Source organism: Buttiauxella agrestis (assembly GCF_900446255.1).
GTDB lineage: Bacteria > Pseudomonadota > Gammaproteobacteria > Enterobacterales > Enterobacteriaceae > Buttiauxella > Buttiauxella agrestis.
The window spans coordinates 3,415,146-3,435,696 of sequence record NZ_UIGI01000001.1; the positions used below are offsets into that span (position 1 = coordinate 3,415,146).

Sequence of the window (20,551 nt, forward strand, 5' to 3'; positions counted from 1 at the left end):
AGGTTGGCTGGGCGAAACGGGGAAGAATAAGAAAAGAGCCGGAAAACCGGCTCTTGATTTGGAGTTGCGCCAGGAGCGTGGACGCAGTTTGTAGGTCGGATAAGCGAAGCGTCATCCGACACCACCATTACTTCAATTCAAACTCACCCTGCTTAACGCGCGCAGAATCCAGCCCGATGAACACGTTAAACTTGCCAGGTTCAGCGACGTGCTTCATCTGTGCGTTCCAGAATTTCAGCGCTTCAACGTCAATCGGGAAGCTCACGGTCTGGGTTTCGCCAGGCTTCAGCGTCACTTTCTTAAAGCCTTTCAGTTCTTTAACCGGGCGACTCATAGAAGCTGTTACATCCTGCAAATACATCTGCACCACGGTTTCGCCTGCGCGGTCGCCGGTGTTTTTCACTTCAACAGAGGCTTCTACTTTGCCATCCGCTTTCATGGAAGGTGCCGACATTTTCACATCAGAAACGGTGAACGTGGTGTAGCTCAGGCCGTAACCGAATGGGAACAGCGGGCCGTTAGCTTCATCAAAGTAGTGCGAGGTATATTTGTTCGGTTTTTCCGGATTGTACGGGCGACCGGTGTTCAGGTGGCTGTAGTACGTCGGGATCTGGCCCACAGAGCGCGGGAAGGACATCGGCAGCTTGCCTGACGGGTTGTAATCGCCAAACAGGATATCGGCCACCGCGTTACCGCCTTCAGTCCCGCTATACCAGGCTTCCAGCAGCGCGTCGGCCTGTTGGTTTTCTTTCACCAACGCCAGCGGACGACCGTTCATTAATACCAACACCAACGGTTTACCGGTGGCTTTTAACGCGCTGATTAGATCGCGCTGGCTCTGCGGCAGAACCAGGTCGGTACGGCTTGATGCCTCGTGCGCCATGCCTTGCGCTTCGCCCACCACCGCCACAACCACATCGGCAGATTTTGCAGTGTTAACCGCTTCGTCGATCATCTCTTTCGCAGAACGTTTATCCACGGAAACCGCAGGTTCGTACTGGTTGAGGAATTCAACAATGCCTTTATCGTCGGTGACGTTAGCGCCTTTGGCGACCACGATTTTAGCGTTGTCACCCACCGCGGTTTTAATACCCTGCAATACGGTAACAGTCTGGTCGGCAACCCCTGCGGCAGACCAACTCCCCATCATGTCGCGTTTGCTGTCAGCCAGCGGGCCAACCACGGCAATGGTGCCGGATTTTTTCAGCGGCAATGTTTGCAGACGGTTTTTCAGCAGAACCATGCTTTCACGCGCAACTTCACGCGCTTCTTTACGATGCAGACGGCTTTCGGCGTTGGTGTCTTCCGGGTCTGATTCTTTCGGGCCTAAGTGGCTGTATGGATCGTTAAACAGGCCCATATCGTATTTCACGTTCAGTACGTGGCGGGTTGCATCATCCAATTCCGCCATCGGCACTGCACCGCTTTTCACCAGTTCCGGCAAGTATTTGCTGTAATACTCGTCGCTCATACTCATGTTGATGCCGGAGTTGAGCGCGATACGCACCGCATCTTTCGGGTCACTTGCCACACCATGCTTGATCAGCTCTTTAATGGCACCGTGATCGGAAATCGTGATGCCTTTAAATTTCCATTCATCGCGCAGCAGATCTTTCAACAGCCATGAATCAGAAGAAGCAGGTGTACCGTTCAGCGAGTTCAGCGCCACCATCACGCCACCGCTGCCCGCATCCAGAGCGGCTTTGTACGGCGGCATGTAGTCGTTGAACAACCGCTGCGGGCTCATATCAACGGTGTTGTACTCTTTGCCGCCTTCGACTGCGCCATAGGCCGCGAAGTGTTTCACGCTGGTCATCACGGAATAGCGATCTGCCGGGCTTTTGCCCTGCATCGCTTCAACCATGGTGCGCCCCATAATTGAAGTCAGATAGGTATCTTCACCAAAGCCTTCGGAAACTCGGCCCCAGCGCGGGTCACGCGAGACATCGACCATCGGTGCCCAGGTCATGTTCAGGCCATCGTCTGCGGCTTCATAAGCCGAAACGCGCCCTACGGTTTTCACCGCATCGAGGTTGAATGAAGAGGCTAAACCGAGGCTGATTGGGAACACGGTACGTTGACCATGAACCACGTCATAAGCAAAGAATAATGGGATTTTCAGGCGGTTAAGGCTCATCACCTGATCTTGCATAGTACGAATGTCGTGGCGGGTGACGGTATTAAAAATCGCGCCCACCTGCCCGTCTTTAATCATCTCGCGAATGGCTTCTTTCGGGTTATCCGGACCGACACTGATTAAACGCAACTGGCCGATTTTCTCATCGGTGGTCATTTTCTTCAGCAAATCAGTGACAAACGCGTCACGCGCTTCTGGCGTTAGCGGGTGCGGGCCAAACATTTCGTTCGCCAGCGCAGGTTGCAGCGCAAGGCTAACTGCGATACTTACAGAACAGAGCCATTTCATCGACATTACTCTCTTGCTCAGGCCGCCGCGGTGGGCAGCACGAAGTGATAAGACGTGCAGTGTGCCACAAGGTTAAAGCGGTAAGAAGAGTCGCCCCGGTGTTATATGCTGATTTTCCGAACGTTTAAGAAGATTCATTATCGATTTGCGAGCTATGCTTGTAGTCGTCAATATTTTCCCAAGGAGCGGATAAATGCCTAACCCTACCCCATCCCAAAAACAAACATTTATAAACGAACTGAACCGTCTGGTGGGCAGCCAGCATGTGTTAACGGATGCGGCTAAAACCGCGCGCTATCGTAAAGGTTTCCGCTCCGGCCAGGGCAACGCGTTAGCCGTGGTTTTCCCCGGCACGCTGCTTGAGTTATGGCGCGTACTGAGCGTCTGCGTCAGCACCGACAAAATCATTTTGATGCAGGCGGCCAATACCGGACTGACCGAAGGTTCGACGCCGAACGGCAACGATTATGACCGTGAAATTGTCATTATCAGCACCCTGCGTCTGGATAAATTGCAGCTGCTGGATGGCGGCAAGCAGGTGCTGGCCTTCCCTGGCAGCACGTTGTATCAACTGGAAAAAGCGCTGAAACCACTGGGACGTGAACCCCATTCGGTGATTGGTTCGTCGTGCATTGGCGCGTCGGTGATCGGCGGGATTTGTAATAACTCCGGCGGCTCGCTGGTGAAACGTGGCCCGGCGTATACCGAGATGGCGCTGTATGCGCGCATTGATGAGCAAGGCAAGTTAACGCTGGTGAACCATCTGGGGATTGATCTGGGTGTCACGCCGGAGCAGATTCTCGGGAAGCTCGATGATGAACGCGTGAAGCCTGAAAACGTGCTGCATGACCAGCGCCAGGCGTCCGATAAAGATTACGCCGAACGCGTGCGCGATGTGGATGCCGACACGCCATCACGCTTTAACGCCGACCCAAGCCGCCTGTTCGAAGCCTCAGGCTGCGCCGGGAAACTGGCCGTTTTTGCGGTACGCCTCGATACGTTTGTAGCCGAAAAGCAAAATGAAGTCTTTTATATCGGCACCAATCAACCGGAGGTGCTAACTGAAATCCGCCGGCATATTCTGGCTAATTTTGAAAACCTGCCGGTGGCGGGCGAATACATGCACCGCGATATTTACGATATTGCCGAAGTGTATGGCAAAGACACTTTCATGATGATCGACAAACTGGGCACCGACAAGATGCCGCTGTTTTTCACACTGAAAGGCCGTACTGACGCCTGGTTTGAAAAAGTCCCCTTTGTTAAACCTCACTTTACCGACCGTGTGCTACAGCGCGTAAGCGCCTGGTGCCCGAGCCATTTGCCACCACGCATGAAAGAGTGGCGCAGTAAGTACGAACATCATCTGCTGTTGAAGATGTCTGGTGATGGTATTAGCGAAGCACGCAATTGGCTTGAGAGCTATTTCCAGCAGGCCGAAGGGGACTTTTTCGTTTGTACCCCAACCGAAGGCACAAAAGCGTTTTTACACCGTTTCGCCGCAGCCGGAGCCGCCGTGCGCTATCACTCCGTTCATGCCAATGAAGTGGAAGATATTCTGGCGCTCGATATTGCCCTGCGTCGTAATGACCAGGAATGGTTCGAGCAATTACCAGCGGAAATCAGCAACCAGATTAGTCACAGCCTGTATTACGGCCACTTTATGTGTCATGTATTCCATCAGGATTACATCGTCAAAAAAGGGGTGGATGTTCACGCGTTGAAGGAGCAGATGCTTGAACTGCTCCGCACCCGGGGCGCGCAGTATCCGGCGGAACATAACGTCGGGCATTTATACGAAGCCCCAGACAGCTTAAAACAGTTTTATCAGGCAAATGACCCTACAAACAGTATGAATCCAGGCATTGGCAAAACCACGAAGCATAAATGGTGGGAGGAGCAAACCTGTAACCATACTCATCACCACAATCCCCATTAAGTTTGGGTGTCAACCACCAGATCGGGGGCTATTCTTCGCATACTTTTCGTACTAGATTAGGTCCCTAAACAGGTGTTATAGGGTGGATAGGCGAGAGCGTCATCCACCCTTTGCGTCAGTTGTGTCGGATGGCGCTGCTGTACGACCTACCAATAGATCACTTTAGTTTTTTGCGTACAGGAGCGAGAAATGTCAGTGCTCGAAACATTGCCGATAACGCGGTTGCAGGTTCGTGATGCAACGCCTGATGATATCCCGGCCATCACTGCTATTTATGAATGGCATGTTTTACATGGCCGTGGATCTTTTGAAGAAACGCCGCCCACGCAGGCTCAAATGTCTGAACGCTTGCAAGCCGTTCGCTCCCAGGAACTTCCCTGGCTGGTCGCCTTGCATAGCGGCATTGTGGTGGGTTATAGCTACGCAACCGCTTATCGCCCGCGTCCGGCGTACCGTTTTACGCTTGAAGATTCCGTTTACATTGACGCCAGCATGACCGGGCGAGGTGTCGGGCGCGAGTTATTAACCCAATTGATCGCTATCTGTGAGCAAGGCCCATGGCGACAAATGGTGGCCATTATTGGCGACGGTGAAAACAACACGGGTTCATGTCGTCTGCATAGGCAGTTAGGTTTTGAAGTGGCCGGGCAGTTGCGAAGTGTAGGATATAAGCTTGGGGCGTGGCGCGATACGTTGATTATGCAGCGTCCGCTCAATGATGGGGACCGGACGCCGCCAGTTGTTTAGCCCTTAGTCATCCAGGGCATTGCCTTGCGAACTATTGTTCGCCATTTGCGCCGCTTTTTGCTTTTTATAAGCCAGAGCGGAACCTGGGACTGGCGTCACCTTGCCGCTTTCCAGGTAATTACGCAGACGGTTTGCATCCGCAAAGTGCGTATATTTCCCGAATGCATCCAGCACCACTAATGCCACCGGACGATTGTTAATCATGGTGCGCATCACTAAACAATGGCCCGCGTTGTTCGTAAAGCCGGTTTTGGTCAGCTGAATATTCCATTTGTTGTTGTAAACCAAATGGTTGGTATTTCGGAATGGTAGCGTATACGGCGGATTGGCGAAGGTCGCCATATCTTCTTTGGTGGTGCTCAACTGGCCAAGCAGCGGGTATTGCTTCGAAGCAATCAGCAGTTTGGACAAATCACGCGCCGTAGAAACGTTTTGAATCGATAACCCCGTTGGCTCCACATAACGTGTGTGCGTCATGCCCAGAGATTTCGCTTTCGCATTCATCGCCCGAATAAATGCGTTGTAGCCGCCAGGATAATGGTGCGCGAGGCTCGCCGCCGCACGGTTTTCCGATGACATCAACGCCAGCAGCATCATATCTTTGCGATTGATTTTGCTATTCAGACGAACGCGAGAATAAATCCCTTTCATTTCAGGCGTCTGGCTGATGTCGACACTCAGCATTTCATCCATTGGCAATTTGGCATCCAGCACCACCATCGCCGTCATCAATTTGGTAATGGATGCGATGGGACGGACCAAATCCGGATGGCTGGAATAGAGAACTTTATTGGTTTGCAAATCGACAATCATGGCGCTACCGGAAGCAATTTCCTGCCCGGCAGACTGTTGTACGGTCGATGATACGGAAGCTTTATTCGCGGCCTGAGATGCGAATGGTACGGCAATCATCAGCGCTAGGCTGAGCAACGAAAGGCGGATTTTTGTCGGCATGGTGACACTTCTGTAATTATTCAAAAAAATAATGTGTCCTTCGAATCTCTTCACAGCGCGTATGAATAGATGAGGCGCCAGCATAATACGCTGACGCCCCGGAAAACTGCCACCATTGATTCGTAACAATTATCAGAATAGTCGATATCCATAACCCCAGAGAATTACACTCAGGGCCAGTAACACTTCCAGAACCAGCACACCAATGGCGAGCGTTGAGCTGGAAAAGCTCATCCCCTCTTCTTTATTGATGCCCAGGAACTCAGGTACGCCGACATACAGCAGATAGCCGGTATAAATTAAGGCTGCCGCTCCCACCAGCACACACAACCACACCAGCGGATAAAGTGCCACAAGGCCACTTAAAAACAGCGGGGTTGCGACATAGCCCGCAAACACCATGCAGCGAGCCAGTGACGGGCGATGCGGATAATTTCGCGCCATCCACCAGATAACGCGCCCCATCACGGCAACGCCTGCCAACATCAGTGCATAAAACAGTACGCCTAAATAGAATCCGGTAAACATCGACAATTGAACGAACGTACCGTCACCAAAGTTCCAGCCAATTTGGGTTGTGCCAATAAATGCACAGATAACCGGAATGGCCGCCATGATTAGCACATGGTGAGTGTAGTGATGCGATACCGTTTCGTTCTCGCGTTTTATGGTCTGCATTTCACGATTCGGATGGGAGAATAATCCCCAGACATGACTCATAACGCCTCCTGACAAACGATTGAGCACAGTCCAAGTATAATGCACAGCGGCTTGATTGTTTTTTAATCATTTGAAAATAATCAGGGAGAGAGTGTTAGCGAATTTAATGCCGTTACGTTGACGAAACGGCAAAAGCGTCATATTTAAATAACCTACCGACTAATTCCTTCCAGGATTGTTCCCGATGTAGTGCCGTAACCAATGAGCCTGTCGTCACAAGATGACCTTGTTATTTCTCACCCGCGGTGAGAAACGCACACTTATTGGATTTTTACGGAAAACATCATGTTAAAAGCACTTCACCAGGCTCTGGCTGGAAAGCCATGGCTGCAATTACTCGGCTTGTCTTTTATTGTGTCCTCTATCGGGAACGGCCTGACCTATATCGTTATTTTCAGTGAATTAATTCGTCTTTCTGTGCCCGCTGCGTCGCTGGCTATCGCCTACGTGCTATCCACCGCACCCGGTTTAATCGGCAGCAAAATCGGTGAACGGTTTAGCAGGCAGGGAAACCCATTTCAAATTCTGATTGCCGGTGAATGCCTCGGGCTTTTAGGGCTTGCTGCCCCTTTTATTGCGGTGATGAATGGCTCTGTGGCGCTATTCTTTGTCGCACAGAGCATTTCCGCGTTTACCCTCGGCATGACCTTCCCGGCCATCAGTAAAATATTTAAAACGGGGCTGAGCGAGAAAGAGCTTCCGGCTGCGACCGCACTCGAAACGCTAATATTTGCCTGCAATGTCATATTTGGCGTTGGACTTGGGCTGATATTGCTGGGGCATATCAGCGTTATCACATTACTGTTCATCGACCTGGGAAGCTTCGCTGTTGCACTGATATTGCTGAGTTTGTCTAAGTCACAGTTTCGCCAGAGTTTCTCTGTCGTATCCGTATCCGGGGCAAAAGTCAGTTGGCGATCGATTTCCGGCACACAACGACGAGCGATGTTGCTTTTACCGTTGCTGGCCTGTGCCGGTGCACCGGCAATGGCGCTGTTGCCGAGTCTGGTTCCAGCAACATTTTCAGCTCGTGAAGCACAAAGCCTGGCGCTGGCCTTACTTTTCGCCCGCAGTCTTGGGCAATTAGTGGGACCATTGATTCTGAACCCGGAAAAATTCGAAAAATACAGCAACAGCAATCTGCTGATGCTCGGCTGCCTGTTCATTTTTATCGCCTGTTACGGGCTGGTTCCTTTAATGCCATCACAATATCCGGCGCTGATGCTGATATTTACCGCCCACATATTCTCGAATGTCGTTGCCTCGCTGGCGATTTATGCCCTCCTGAGAAAATTTGATGAAGACCTGGTTCCCGGAGCCATGGCCAAAAGCTATCGCTGGCAAATGATCGTCACGTCGGTGGTTTCCGTTGGAGCAGGTTACAGCGCCCAATATTTTGGCGTGGCGTACGCACTTTATTTGTTCAGCGGGGCGGGATTTGCACTGATTGTTGTGCTGTCGTTCAGCGGGCATGGGTTAAAACAAAAGTCAGCCGCGTTCAGGAGTGAATAGCGAATACGGAGGAATACAGCAGCAAGCGCTATACTGTTGTTGAACAACAACAAGGAGTTACATAATTCACTGTGGATATTAATAATCTGATTGAGCATTACGGTTATGCCGCACTGATCATCGGCAGTATGGCTGAAGGGGAAACCGTGACGCTGCTAGGCGGCGTTGTGGCTCACCAGGGGCTGTTGAAATTCCCACTGGTGGTGCTGTCTGTGGCGCTCGGCGGAATGATTGGCGACCAATTGTTGTATCTGATTGGCCGCCGCTTCGGCGGCTCAATTAAAGAGCGTTTCAAAAAACATCAAAAGAAAATCAATAAAGCGCAGCGGCTTATCAACCGCCATCCATATTGGTTCGTGATTGGCTCGCGCTTTATGTACGGTTTTCGTGTGATTGGCCCCATTTTGATTGGGGCCAGCCGCCTGCCACCAAAGATATTTCTGCCGCTCAACATTCTGGGCGCCATTCTTTGGGCAACGCTGTTTACAACACTGGGGTATGTCGGGGGAGAAGTGGTTGGCCCATGGCTACATAACCTGGACCAACATATTAAGCACTGGATTTGGCTACTGGGCGTGGTTGCCGTGGTCTGGCTGATGCGTTACTGGTTTAAACACCGCGAGAGCAAACAGCAAGATTAGCCTTTGGGTTTGAAATGAGGGTTGGCGAACATAAAACCGCCATCCACGATAAACGATTGCCCGGTGGTATAACTGGCGCTGTCTGAACATAGCCATGCGACCAGGCTAGCAATTTCTTCCGTTTCCCCTGCTCGCCCGAGCGGGATTTCAGGGATTTTGCTTTTGGCTCCGTCACCTTCGCTCATGTTATTCATTGGCGTGGCGACAGCGCCTGGTGCCACCGCATTCACCAGAATCTTGTGATGAACCAGTTCCATTGCCATTGATTTAGTCAGTCCGCCCAGTGCATGTTTGGCGGCAGTATAAGCGCAGGCATCCGGCAGCGGCGTGTGCTCGTGAACGGAGGTAATATTCACAATCCGCCCACCTTGCCCCTGCGAAACCATTGCCCGCGCGACTTTTTGTGAACATAAAAATGCGCCGTCCACGTCCACAGTAAACAGCTCTCGCCACTCTTCGAGAGTGACATCAAGAAACGCATTTTTACTCATCGCCCCGGCGTTATTCACCAGCGCATCGACGCGCCCGAAGCGAGCAATCAGCTCGTCAATTCCCGCCGCACCGTCTGGCAGATGGGCTAAATCGAGTTGAACCGTTTCCGCCCGCCTGCCAGACCCTCTGACCTGACGCGCCGTTTCTTGCGCGCCTTGTTCATCAGAATGCCAGGTGATGCCGACATCGAACCCCTGCTCTGCCAGTATCAACGCACATTTTTTGCCGATACCGGAATCCGACGCCGTGACGATAACCACTTTATTCGCCGTACTCATCACCACCTCCAGGCTAAGTTCAATCAGCTTTTAATTATAGGAGGTGGCGAGAGAATCGCGTCTGTTATGCCTTACCAGATTGATGATAACCACCACCGAGCGCGGAGATTAACTGCACGTCAGCATTGAGCCACTGCCCGTGGAGTTGAATGGCTTTCGCCTGTTCTGACAGCTCCGGCAAGGTTGCAGCACTGAATCTGGCCCCAGAAATCACACCTGCTTTATAACGCGCCTGAGCAAGAGTTGTGAGTTTATGAGTGCCTTGCAATACCGTCTTCTGATGCTGGTTTTCAGCCGCTACGGCGTTCAACTGGCTGGCCGCTTTTTCAACGTCATTCACCGCACCGACCACCGCTTTGTTGTAGCTGGCAATCGACAAATTACTTTCTGCGCGAACAATATCGAGATTCGCGTTCAGTCGGCCACTGTCGAAGATTGGCAACGTGAAGCCGCCGATAATGCCCATTTGCTGCGCCGAGCCACGGAACAAATCACTCAGGTGCAGCGCATCATTTTGCAGGAACGCGCCCAGGTTCACATCCGGGTAAAACGCAGCTTTTGCGGCATCAACACTGCTCAGTGAAGATTCGATATACCAGTGCGCTTCCTGAAGGTCCGGGCGGCGAGCCAGCAGTTCATACCCCATATGTTCAGGCACGCTCGATTTCACCTTCGGCAGTTCAACACGTCGGATATTTGAAGCTGCATGCGCATCGCCGGTAATTGCAGCAAGCTGCGCTTTAGCAATATTGATGCGCCCTTCGATCTCATCGAGTTGCTGCTGGGTTTTCACGTAATCAATATTCGGTTCAACATCATCAACCGATGAATTGATCCCTTGCGCATAAAGTTTTGTCTCAACATCAACGATATTTTTCTGTGCCGCGAGGGTTTGCTGTTTGACATCTTTTAACGCCAGCAGCGTTTGCATATCCCAGTACAAGCGCACGACGTTTGCCGAAATCACCTGTTTGGCCTGGGCAAGTTCAGCCTGTTTCGCTCTCATGACGCCTACTTTCGCTTCCACTTCCGAGCGATTTTTGCCCCACAAATCCAGATCCCAGCTTGCCGTCAGCCCAAAGGTACCGTTGGTGTAATACGGGCCGGTAGTGCCAGCCGCCGGGTCAGTCAACGCAAACGGACCCATCACCCCTTCCTGAGACATTTTCTGACGCTCGATATTGGCGGAGAAATCCATTTGCGGGCCGTCACTGGCTTCCTGCATTTGCGTTTGCGCCTGCGCAAGTTTAATGCGCTGCTGCACGACGGCCAGATCCGGAGAATCTTTCAGCGAACGTTCGACCAGCGTAGTGATCTGGCTGTCATGATAATCGCGCCACCAGTCACTGCCCGGCCAGCCGTGCGCCAGTTCAGGAGGTAGTTTGGTATCCAACTGTTGTGGAGGAGTTTTTTGAGCGAGAGGTGCATCGTCATTGTGCATTGGCGCGCAGCCGGACAAAACGAGCATTAACGCGACGCCAGTCGCCGCGAGAGGGAAACGTGAGGAAGTCATAATTAACCACAGAGTAAAAGAAAGTGCTCAGGTTACGCATTCCGTTACGCAAAAGTTTAGGTATCAGTGGCAATACACACGAGGTTAATAAGGGATACAATTTGAAACTAGTTTATGTATATTATTATTTTTCACCTATAAATAACCATGGCAATCATTCACGACATTAGTCTACTTTTCCCGCAAACTCTTTCCCCTTGCTCCTAACTTTATTAGACTTCGTCCGCCAATCATGGCTTTGCGAACAGGAGTTGCAATGACACAAAATATCTATGATAACCCGGCATTTTTTGAAGGATACGCCACTCTCGACCGCTCCATTAAAGGGCTAGATGGCGCGCCGGAATGGGCAACCATGCAAACGTTTTTACCGCCGTTACAAGGTAAAACTGTGGTGGACTTAGGCTGCGGTTACGGTTGGTTTTGCCGCTACGCACGTGACCAGGGTGCGGTGAAGGTTTTAGGGCTGGATGTCTCATTGAAAATGCTCGAAAAGGCCCAGGAAATGACGACGGGCGCAGGCATTGTTTATCGCCGTGAAGATTTGGAGCAGTTACAGCCGGAAGGGCAAAGTGTTGACCTGTTTTACAGCTCGCTGGCGCTGCATTATCTGGAAAATATTCCGGCACTTTTCAACACGCTTTATCAGGCGCTGGTTCCCGGTGGCATGCTGGTGTTTTCGGCAGAGCATCCGATTTATACCGCCCCGTTGCAACAAGGTTGGGTTACCGATCAGAGCGGGCAAAAATCCTGGCCGGTGAATAATTATCAGCAGGAAGGCGTGCGTATCAGCAACTGGTTTGCCGATGGCGTAAAGAAACAACATCGCAAACTTTCGAGCTGGATAAACGCACTTATTGCCAGCGGTTTTATTATCGAAAAGCTTGATGAATGGGGGCCAGACGCTGAACAAATCGCCCAGAACCCGGCGCTGGATGAAGAAAAAGAACGCCCGATGATTTTCCTGTTGGCTGCGCGTAAGCCTCTAATCTAATTCACTTCAATTTATCTCAATTTGCGTTTATGGGGAGGCAACTCCCCCCGCCCCGCACTTCCTTGCCTATACTGTTTAAACACTAGCCATAAGATAGGGAGTCGTGATGAAAATTATTCTTTGGGCAATTTTGATTATCTTTATTATTGGCTTATTGGTCGTTACTGGCGTGTTTAAGATGATTTTCTAAAACAGCGGGTGCCACCACAATGGCGGCACCCCTTTGTTAGCGTCGTCCCCTCGCTTCCTCTTGTGTATTCATTTCCAGTCAAAATCGAGTTCACCTTGCGGACACTGACCGCGAAGCTTTATTATCACTCCAATTGATTGGAGAAATAATGACTATCAAAGAAAGTGATTTCCGCAAAATCGACCTCAACTTGTTGATTGCTTTTGCAGTTTTATTTCGCGAACAGAGCGTGTCTCTGGCGGCGGATAAGCTACATCTCGGCCAGCCCGCAGTCAGCGGTTCGCTGGCACGTTTGCGTGAAATGTTTGATGACCCGCTCTTTATTCGCAGCGGCCATCGTATGCAGCCCACGGCGCGTGCAACAGAACTGCATACCGAATTGATGCCGCTGCTCGAGCAATTGCAAAGCGCATTGTTCCAGCAGGCGGAGTTTCACCCCGCTTCAGCAAAAGCGACAATCACCATCGGCATGACTGACTGGGTAGAAATGTGGCTGATGCCACAACTGTTGCCAGCGCTGCGCGCGCAGGCGCCAGGCGTGCGCCTGAATGTCGTCGCCAGTGACCCTTTTACGGATGCGCAGCGTCTGGAAGGTGGGGATTTGGATATGGCCATCAGCGTGGCAAACCAATCCGCACGGTGGATGGAACGCGAACTTCTGACGCCGATGGAGTTTGCTGCGCTATGGCATCCGTCGCAGTTGCAACTCGCCGCCCCGCTTTCTGCGGAGGTTTATGCTGCGCAACAGCATGTTTTGGTAAGCTACCGCGAAGCGACCAGCAGCCATATCGACACCGTGTTAGCCCGGCAAAATTTGAAACGTGAGATTAACTACACCACCCCGCACTTTTCCGCGCTGCCGGGACTATTAAGCATGATGCCGATACTGGCAACTGTGCCGCAGGGGTTGTGTGAAAATTGGCAGAAAACCTGGGGACTGTGCAGCAGCCCTGTGCCGCTAGAAATAGCGCCGCTTGAAGTGGCGTTGTTGTGGCATCAGCGCCATAACAGTGATGCGGCGCTGATGTGGGTGCGCGGGTTTATTAAGCGAATGGTGAGTGAGCGGGGTTAACCCCCGCCCCAACAATTATTCTTTCAAACTCGCGCCATTCGTGGCGATCACTTCTTTATACCAGTTGAAGCTTTTCTTGCGTGAACGCGCAAGCGTACCGTTACCTTTGTCATCACGATCCACATAGATAAACCCGTAGCGCTTAGACAGCTCCGCCTTCGAAGCACTTACCAGGTCGATCGGTCCCCAGCAGGTGTAACCCAGCACCTCAACACCATCTTCAATCGCTTCGCGCACCTGAACTAAGTGGTCGTTGAGATAGCTGATGCGATAGTCATCATGGACCGTGCCGTCGGCTTCGAGTTTGTCCTTCGCCCCTAAGCCATTTTCAACAATAAACAATGGCTTCTGATAACGATCCCATAGCTTGTTGAGCAAAATACGCAGGCCGATTGGGTCGATTTGCCAGCCCCATTCGGAACTCGCCAGGTGCGGGTTTGGCACCATGTTTAAAATATTGCCACGCGCTTTTTCATTGAGTTCTTCATCAGCAGTGACGCATCCAGACATGTAGTAACTAAAGGAGATAAAGTCGATGGTCGCTTTCAGCGCTTCGCGGTCGCTCTCAGAGATTTCCAGCTTGATGCCGTTGTCGCGGAAATAGCGCAGCATATAACCCGGATATTCACCGCGACATTGCACGTCGCCAAAGAACAACCAGTTGCGATTTTCCTGCATGGTTTCCAGCACATCTTCTGGCTTGCAGCTCAACGGATACACCAGGCCGCCCAGCAGCATGTTGCCGATACGCGCATCAGGAATGATTTCGTGGCAGGCTTTTACCGCCAGCGCACTGGCGACGAGTTGATGGTGAATCGCCTGGTAAATTTCAGCTTTGCTGCTGGTTTCAGAGATCCCAACGCCCGTCATCGGCGCGTGCAGCGCCATGTTGATTTCGTTAAACGTCAGCCACAGCTTCACTTTACTTTTGAAACGTGTGAATACGGTACGCGCATAACGCTCAAAGAAGGTGATGGTTTCACGGTTGCCCCAGCCACCGTAGTTTTTCACCAGGCCCCACGGCATTTCGTAATGCGAAAGCGTGACCATCGGCGTGATGTTGTGTTTCGCCAGCTCATCGAACAGACGGTCATAGTATGCAAGACCCGCTTCGTTAGGCTGAGTTTCGTCACCGTTCGGGAAGATACGCGTCCAGGCAATGGACACGCGCAGGCAGCTAAACCCCATTTCCGCAAATAGCGCGATGTCTTCCGGGTAACGATGGTAGAAGTCGATCGCGATATCTTTAAGGCCAAAATCACCCGGCTTGCGCTCAACGGTGTCGCTTAATACGCCATTCGGTTGCAGGTCAGAGGTCGAAATGCCCTTCCCATCCTCAAGCCATGCGCCTTCTACCTGATTTGCAGCGATCGCGCCGCCCCACAGAAACGTTTTAGGAAATGCTTTCATTTACTTCTCCTTTGTTTAGAACCGTCAGGAACGGCATACCTGAATCAATTACATGGTCATTAGTATTTCGCGTCACACTCGCGTACTCGTCGCTATTGCTGATAATGACGGGGGTTGCGAGGTCGTATCCGGCATCCAGAATCGCTTGCCTGTCGAACTCAATCAGCAAATCGCCTGGCTTAATTTTGTCCCCCACTTTCACATGGGTGGTGAAGTGCTGACCATTCAGTTTTACCGTATCAATACCAATATGAATCAGCACTTCGATGCCGCTATCGCTAAGTAAGCCAATGGCGTGGCGGGTCTGGAATAACGAGGCGACTTCACCATAAAACGGTGCGATAACTTTGCCTGTCAGCGGAATTATCGCCGCCCCTTCGCCAAGCAAGCCGCTGGCGAAAGTGGAATCTGGAACCTGATCCATCGCCAGTACTGTTCCGCTCATCGGCGCAAGGATGTCGTTCGCGCGCGCTTTCGTCACAACAGGCACGTTAACTTCTGTACGCGGTAAACCCGCGATGCATGTCAGAACACAGGCCAATACCAACGACAACAGCGTTCCGAAAACAGCGCCCCACACGGTTGCATCCACGCCGCCTGGCGGAATCATTTGCGCGAAGGAAAAGATGTTGGCGAAGCCAAACGAATAGACGTTTGTCTGGCTGAACCCAACAATCACGCCGCCAACGGCACCAGCTACACAGCCGAAGATAAACGGGCGGCGATTGGGCAGCGTCACCCCGTACACAGCAGGTTCAGTTATACCGAAGATCCCTGCGGTGAACGCGGAGCCTGCCAGCACTTTAAGCTTCTCATCGCGGGTACGAATAAATACACCTAAGGTCGCGCCCACTTGTCCCATAACGGCGGGCAATAACAGCGGCATCATCGTGTCGTGACCGAGCACGCTCAGGTTGTTAATCATCAGCGGGACTAATCCCCAGTGCAGTCCGAAGATGACGCACACCTGCCACATAGCCCCCATCACGCCGCCTGCAAGCCACGGTGCCAGGGCATAAATTGCCTGATACCCATTAGCTAACATCTGGCTTAGCCATGTCGCGACCGGGCCAATCAGCAGAAAGGTCAGTGGAACCGTGATGGCAAGACAAAACAGCGGGGAAAAAAAGTTACGCATCGCAGAGGGCAACAGCTTGTTGCCCTGTTTTTCCAGCCAGCAACTGACCCAGGCGGCGAAAATAATCGGGATAACTGAAGAGCTATAGTTAATGAAAGTGACCGGAATACCGAGGAAGTATTCGGTGACGGCTCCCGCCTGGCTACTGGCCTCTAAGGCCTGCATCACCACCGGATGCGTCAGCGCCCCACCGATAGCCATAGTAACGAATGGATTCCCGCCAAATTTTTTACCCGCCGTGTAACCCAGCGCCAGAGGGAAGAAGTAAAACAGCGAATCACTGGCGGCAAACCACAGTTTATATGTCCCGCTTTCGGTCGTTAGCCAGCCAAGAACAACCGCCACGGCGAGCAAACCTTTGAGAATACCTGAGGCCGCCATCACACCGATAAACGGCGTAAATACCGCTGACACAATATCAATCAAGCGGCTGAGAATATTGACCTTTTCGCCCGATTCAGACGCTGGCTGAACGCCATCTTCAACCGTTCCGGCCTCAGCACACACCGCGTTGTAAACATCGTGAACATGATTACCAATCACCACCTGGAACTGCCCGCCGCTTTCCACCACCATAATCACGCCGGGGTTATTTTTCAGCGCCTGCGCATCTGCTTTTTTCTGATCTTTGAGCTTAAAACGTAAGCGCGTGGCGCAGTGGACCAGGCTGATAATATTTTCTCTCCCACCGACATGGGTCAGAATATCTCTTGCAACGTCTTGATATCCCATCATTCTTTCCTTTCACCTTTCGGCATATATGACTGAGTAAAGTAAAAAAAAACCTGAGACCGACTTCGCTCAAAGAGAAGCCGGTGCTCAGGTTTTGCCTGCCTTAGCAGTAACAATCCGTTTTTGTTTTCGTCGGCCTTTCGGCACGGCGTTATGAAACTTTAAGACTCTCTTTGCGCACCCGCTCAATGTGAATCGCGAGGAACATAATTTCTTCGGTCGTTAGCTCTCGCTGATATTCCGTCATCAGATGGCGACTGAGTTTTTCAGCACAACGCCAGGCTTGCGGGTAATTATCTTTCACCGCCGCATGTAGCGTGACATCGTCATCTGCCACCACGTTACGGCTCAGCATTCGTTGGGCAAAAAACTTCAGATGCGTCACAAAGCGCTGATAACTCAGACTCTCTTCGTCATACTCAAACCGCAGTTGGTATTTCACGATCTGCAATATTTCCTGCATCACACGGGTCACGTGCATCACTTCCGGCATTTCGCTATTCAACTGCGCAGTCACCAGATGCAGAGCAATAAACCCTGCCTCATCTTCCGCTAATTGAACATTCAGGCGCTTTTCGATGATGGTCAACGCTTCCTGGCCGAGCAAAAATTCTTTGGGGTAAAGACGCTTAATTTCCCACAGCAAGACGTTGCGAATCACCACTCCCTTCTTTTGCCGCTCGATAGCAAAATGGCAGTGATCGGTCAACGTGATGTACAGGCTTTCTTGTAACTTGCCCAGACGCTGACGCGAAAGCTCAATAATACGATCGCAGGTAGTCATCACTTCCAGCGGGATTTGGCTAAGTAACTCGCCTAACCGCGCAACCAGTTCGTCACTTTTGAGGGCGAAAACCTTTTCAATTTTCTCCTTTTCAAGCGGCTCACCAATATGTTTCTGGAAACCCAGACCGCGCCCCATGACCACTTGCTCGCGCCCATGCTCGTCCAGAATCACCACGACGTTGTTATTGAGTATTTTGGCGATTTTCATCTGTGCTTTATCCATACCCCAGAAACAAAAAAACCTGACATCCGACCGGAGCCAGAACATCAGGTTTTGCCTGCATACGCAGTAACAATCCAATTTAACAAATCTACCAGCTTCGTTTTACTCCACAACCGAGCGTTGATAGAAGCGTGACGGAGATCGCTATCTGCGGGTTGAGCACGCTCACTTACTCTGAGGAATAATCAGCTTGTGATACTGATTGTCGTACTCGGACGCGTTCCACTGGCCGTCGAAGGGTGTCCAGGTAATGTAGCCTTCACTAAGCCAGGCAGTATCCGTGCCTGCTGGGCCTGGCTTCATCGCATCGGCACTCATTAGCTGTTGCGCTTTGCCGTCCTCAAGGATTTTCCAGGCAAGCTGCGGCTTCGGATGCGGCTCATTCTTAACAACTTTGACGCCGTGAATCGCGCTTTTATCCAGTGGCGGATAGTTAATACTCAAGCCAGATCCTGCTGGCAACGGCACTTTACCCGGCTGCCATCCAACATTCAGGGTGTCCACCAGGCTTACCACATAATTCACGGCATCCGGCCAATAGCGCTGTGTAGAAGGCCATTTTGCTTTCATCTCTTCTTCAGTAAAGATGTAGCCTATGCTTGCCGCAATCGCCGGATAGCCGTAGCGAACCGCACGTGCAGCGGCGGAAACAGTGCCAGAATTAAGCTGCGCCGCGCCAGTATTCGGCCCGTCATTCACGCCTGATATCACCAGGTCCGGCGGGTTATCTTTCAAAATACCAAACAGCCCGAAATCAACAGAATCTGCCGGAGTTCCAGGGAAGCAGTAGCGCTTTTCTGCCACCTTTTTTACATCAAAAATTTTATTGGGCTTAAACGTGATTGCCGTCCCGACGCCGCTTTGGTTGGTGGAGGGAGCCACCATCCAGACGTCATAGCCTTTGGCCGCCAGCTTTTCTTGCAAAGAAGTGGTGCCCACTGATTCGCAACCATCGTCATTGACGATAAGAATACGCATGGGGCGATCTGCCGCATGGGCTCCCCCGTAAATCAGTGGAAGAAGTAATATTGGCAGGTATTTCTTCATGATTTAATATTCCTTATTGATTAATTCAAGAGCGTTACTGGAAGTCACGCCAGGTCATTAAAACAGGTTGAATTGATATTCAAACCGCAGCGCAGAACCAACCCCTTTTGCCCGGTGAAATGTTCGTTTATCATCACTCAGGGAAGGCGTTTTTTTGCTGGTAAGTTTCCAGCTATAACTTGGCCCAACGCCCGCAAATACAGTAAATCCTTTGATTTGAGCTGGCGACCATAGGAAATATCCACCGTATTCCCACTCTTTCAAAGCGACATCCTGATATTCCATGCCGTAACCATAGTTGCCGTACACCCCGACAACCAGTTCTGGCGAGAATTTATATTTGCTGTACAAATACACCATTTGCTCGCCGTCATTTATATAATCGTTCCCTTCGCCATCAGCCGGGCTATTAAATGCGCCACGGGTATTTTTACCAAAGTGCCAATAGAAATACCCTAAACCATTATCCAACGAAGCCTGGGTTTTCGACCAACCGATGCCCGATTCAGAAGCACCATATTGATATCCTACCTGAGCATAGAAATGCTTCGCGTCATGATTAAATGCCCGGGTTTGTTCCCACGAACTTAATCCACGGTTGTAATAAAACACGCCACGGGTCAGCAAATTCAATTTGTCATTTATTGGCCAGGTGGCGTTAGCTTCAAGCCCCTGACGCAACAAATAGTCTTTGGCTTCACCCACAACATAGCTAATTTTTGTGCCTTTATTGGGTGACCAACTGACATCACCCGTGCCGATGTAATCAATTTGCTGATTGCTGACAAGCGTTGTAAAACGGCGTTTTTCTGGTTCATCACGTTCTGAGAAACGAGTCACAATAGCACCGCGTAGGGTGACTTCGTCCCACACGGCTTCAGAACTGATTCCCTCCCAGGTACTCGGCGTGGCGCGGCTGCGGGACGAGGTAAGCGTGCCGAATTTATACATCTCTTTCCAGCCTGCCCAAAGAGACAGATGCTGCGCTTTATCGCCCCAGCGCCCTTTGCCGTAAATCTGCCCGAGCTTGTTAAAGCCTTCCGCATGGCCGTTATTATCGCGCACCAAATCACGGCCGTAGAACGCATCATTGGCATAGAGTTTTTCCACGCCATACCAGGAGGCATCAACACCCACGGTGTCCCACAGCCACCCGCTTTGCCAGTTTAAATGCAATGACTGAGCCCAGGCGTTCTGATCGCCAACCCCCTGGTCTGCAAGCTGATCGGTGGTATTCACCATCCAGACGTTTTGTAATATGAGATCCAGGTGGCTATCTTCCAGAAAGCCGCCGGTGGAATAGTCCATTGCTTCTGCCAACGGCATAAAACAGCAGCCCGCCGTCAAAATAACCAGAGGTATTGATTTGTGATGTAAGAGCATAATAAGCATCCTGTTATTTTTATTATCCACACGTAAACAAGAAACGGAAAAAACACGCGCTATTACGACAAGCGCTTACACCCTCTCTTATTAAAGACAGATAAGAACATTCACTTTTTAATACCCGGAGTGCTAAATAAAAAGCAAAAAAAAACCTAATCACCTAACGCCAAAGCATGGCATTAAGTGATTAGGTTTTGCCTGTCAGACAGTCACAATCCTGATATCAATTATTCGCAAAGCTAACATTGCGTTTATTATTAATCCAGAGGGGAAAGGTAATAATATTCTAAAGTGTGAGAAGTGTCGTAAAAGAAGAAGATTAATAGACAAGCATCAACAGGGGTAAATATAT

17 protein-coding genes are annotated in these 20,551 nt (G+C 51.0%); 7 read left to right on the forward strand and 10 right to left on the reverse strand.

Annotated elements, in window-relative coordinates:
• Positions 1 to 127: 127 nt before the first annotated feature.
• The gene (gene bglX / locus DY231_RS16230) at positions 128 to 2,425 is read right to left on the reverse strand and encodes a beta-glucosidase BglX (protein WP_115631869.1); all 2,298 of its coding nucleotides are present in this window, start codon (positions 2,423 to 2,425) and stop codon (positions 128 to 130) included.
• Positions 2,426 to 2,618: 193 nt separating this feature from the next.
• Here bglX and dld point away from each other — a divergent pair, with 193 nt between their 5' ends.
• Together dld and DY231_RS16240 are read left to right on the forward strand one after the other, a co-directional pair.
• Positions 2,619 to 4,364, forward strand: coding sequence for a D-lactate dehydrogenase (gene dld / locus DY231_RS16235; RefSeq protein ID WP_115629953.1), 1,746 nt, complete (start codon positions 2,619 to 2,621; stop codon positions 4,362 to 4,364).
• Between the two features lie 189 nt (positions 4,365 to 4,553).
• Positions 4,554 to 5,111: a GNAT family N-acetyltransferase gene (locus DY231_RS16240; RefSeq protein ID WP_115629955.1), complete on the forward strand. Its 558-nt coding sequence runs from the start codon at positions 4,554 to 4,556 to the stop codon at positions 5,109 to 5,111.
• 3 nt (positions 5,112 to 5,114) lie between these two features.
• On the opposite strand, the gene pbpG is transcribed toward DY231_RS16240, so the two are convergent.
• Positions 5,115 to 6,065 (reverse strand): D-alanyl-D-alanine endopeptidase, encoded by a 951-nt coding sequence (gene pbpG / locus DY231_RS16245; protein ID WP_115629957.1) that lies wholly within the window; start codon positions 6,063 to 6,065, stop codon positions 5,115 to 5,117.
• Positions 6,066 to 6,197: 132 nt separating this feature from the next.
• Positions 6,198 to 6,785: a Yip1 family protein gene (locus DY231_RS16250; RefSeq protein WP_034494197.1), complete on the reverse strand. Its 588-nt coding sequence runs from the start codon at positions 6,783 to 6,785 to the stop codon at positions 6,198 to 6,200.
• 285 nt (positions 6,786 to 7,070) lie between these two features.
• Between DY231_RS16250 and DY231_RS16255 the strand changes: the two genes are divergently transcribed.
• A complete protein-coding gene (locus DY231_RS16255) occupies positions 7,071 to 8,297 on the forward strand; it encodes an MFS transporter (RefSeq protein WP_115629959.1) in 1,227 nt (408 codons plus the stop codon).
• Positions 8,298 to 8,368: 71 nt separating this feature from the next.
• Entirely contained in the window at positions 8,369 to 8,938 is a 570-nt protein-coding gene (locus DY231_RS16260) for a DedA family protein (protein ID WP_115629961.1), read from the forward strand.
• Here DY231_RS16260 and DY231_RS16265 read toward each other — a convergent pair.
• Together DY231_RS16265 and mdtQ are read right to left on the reverse strand one after the other, a co-directional pair.
• Positions 8,935 to 9,708, reverse strand: a complete 774-nt coding sequence (locus DY231_RS16265) for an SDR family oxidoreductase (protein ID WP_115629963.1) — start codon at positions 9,706 to 9,708, stop codon at positions 8,935 to 8,937. The genes DY231_RS16260 and DY231_RS16265 overlap by 4 nt on opposite strands.
• A gap of 64 nt (positions 9,709 to 9,772) precedes the next feature.
• The gene (gene mdtQ / locus DY231_RS16270; protein WP_115629965.1) at positions 9,773 to 11,221 is read right to left on the reverse strand and encodes a multidrug resistance outer membrane protein MdtQ; all 1,449 of its coding nucleotides are present in this window, start codon (positions 11,219 to 11,221) and stop codon (positions 9,773 to 9,775) included.
• 256 nt (positions 11,222 to 11,477) lie between these two features.
• Between mdtQ and DY231_RS16275 the strand changes: the two genes are divergently transcribed.
• From DY231_RS16275 to DY231_RS16285, 3 genes are all read left to right on the forward strand, one after another.
• A complete protein-coding gene (locus DY231_RS16275) occupies positions 11,478 to 12,215 on the forward strand; it encodes a class I SAM-dependent methyltransferase (protein ID WP_115629967.1) in 738 nt (245 codons plus the stop codon).
• 106 nt (positions 12,216 to 12,321) lie between these two features.
• Positions 12,322 to 12,405 (forward strand): small membrane protein YohP, encoded by an 84-nt coding sequence (gene yohP / locus DY231_RS16280; RefSeq protein WP_072011146.1) that lies wholly within the window; start codon positions 12,322 to 12,324, stop codon positions 12,403 to 12,405.
• 148 nt (positions 12,406 to 12,553) lie between these two features.
• Positions 12,554 to 13,477 carry a LysR family transcriptional regulator gene (locus DY231_RS16285; RefSeq protein WP_115629969.1) on the forward strand — a complete coding sequence of 308 codons (924 nt, stop codon included), beginning with the start codon at positions 12,554 to 12,556 and terminating at the stop codon, positions 13,475 to 13,477.
• Positions 13,478 to 13,492: 15 nt separating this feature from the next.
• On the opposite strand, the gene DY231_RS16290 is transcribed toward DY231_RS16285, so the two are convergent.
• From DY231_RS16290 to DY231_RS16310, 5 genes are all read right to left on the reverse strand, one after another.
• The gene (locus tag DY231_RS16290; RefSeq protein WP_115629971.1) at positions 13,493 to 14,887 is read right to left on the reverse strand and encodes a glycoside hydrolase family 1 protein; all 1,395 of its coding nucleotides are present in this window, start codon (positions 14,885 to 14,887) and stop codon (positions 13,493 to 13,495) included.
• Positions 14,871 to 16,757 carry a PTS beta-glucoside transporter subunit IIABC gene (gene bglF, locus DY231_RS16295; RefSeq protein ID WP_115629973.1) on the reverse strand — a complete coding sequence of 629 codons (1,887 nt, stop codon included), beginning with the start codon at positions 16,755 to 16,757 and terminating at the stop codon, positions 14,871 to 14,873. Before bglF ends, DY231_RS16290 begins: the two co-directional genes overlap by 17 nt.
• Before the next feature lie 151 nt (positions 16,758 to 16,908).
• The gene (gene bglG, locus DY231_RS16300; RefSeq protein WP_115631870.1) at positions 16,909 to 17,751 is read right to left on the reverse strand and encodes a transcriptional antiterminator BglG; all 843 of its coding nucleotides are present in this window, start codon (positions 17,749 to 17,751) and stop codon (positions 16,909 to 16,911) included.
• Between the two features lie 180 nt (positions 17,752 to 17,931).
• A complete protein-coding gene (gene surE / locus DY231_RS16305) occupies positions 17,932 to 18,816 on the reverse strand; it encodes a 5'/3'-nucleotidase SurE (RefSeq protein ID WP_370511352.1) in 885 nt (294 codons plus the stop codon).
• Between the two features lie 54 nt (positions 18,817 to 18,870).
• Positions 18,871 to 20,196: an OprD family outer membrane porin gene (locus DY231_RS16310; RefSeq protein ID WP_115629977.1), complete on the reverse strand. Its 1,326-nt coding sequence runs from the start codon at positions 20,194 to 20,196 to the stop codon at positions 18,871 to 18,873.
• Positions 20,197 to 20,551 lie beyond the last annotated feature (355 nt).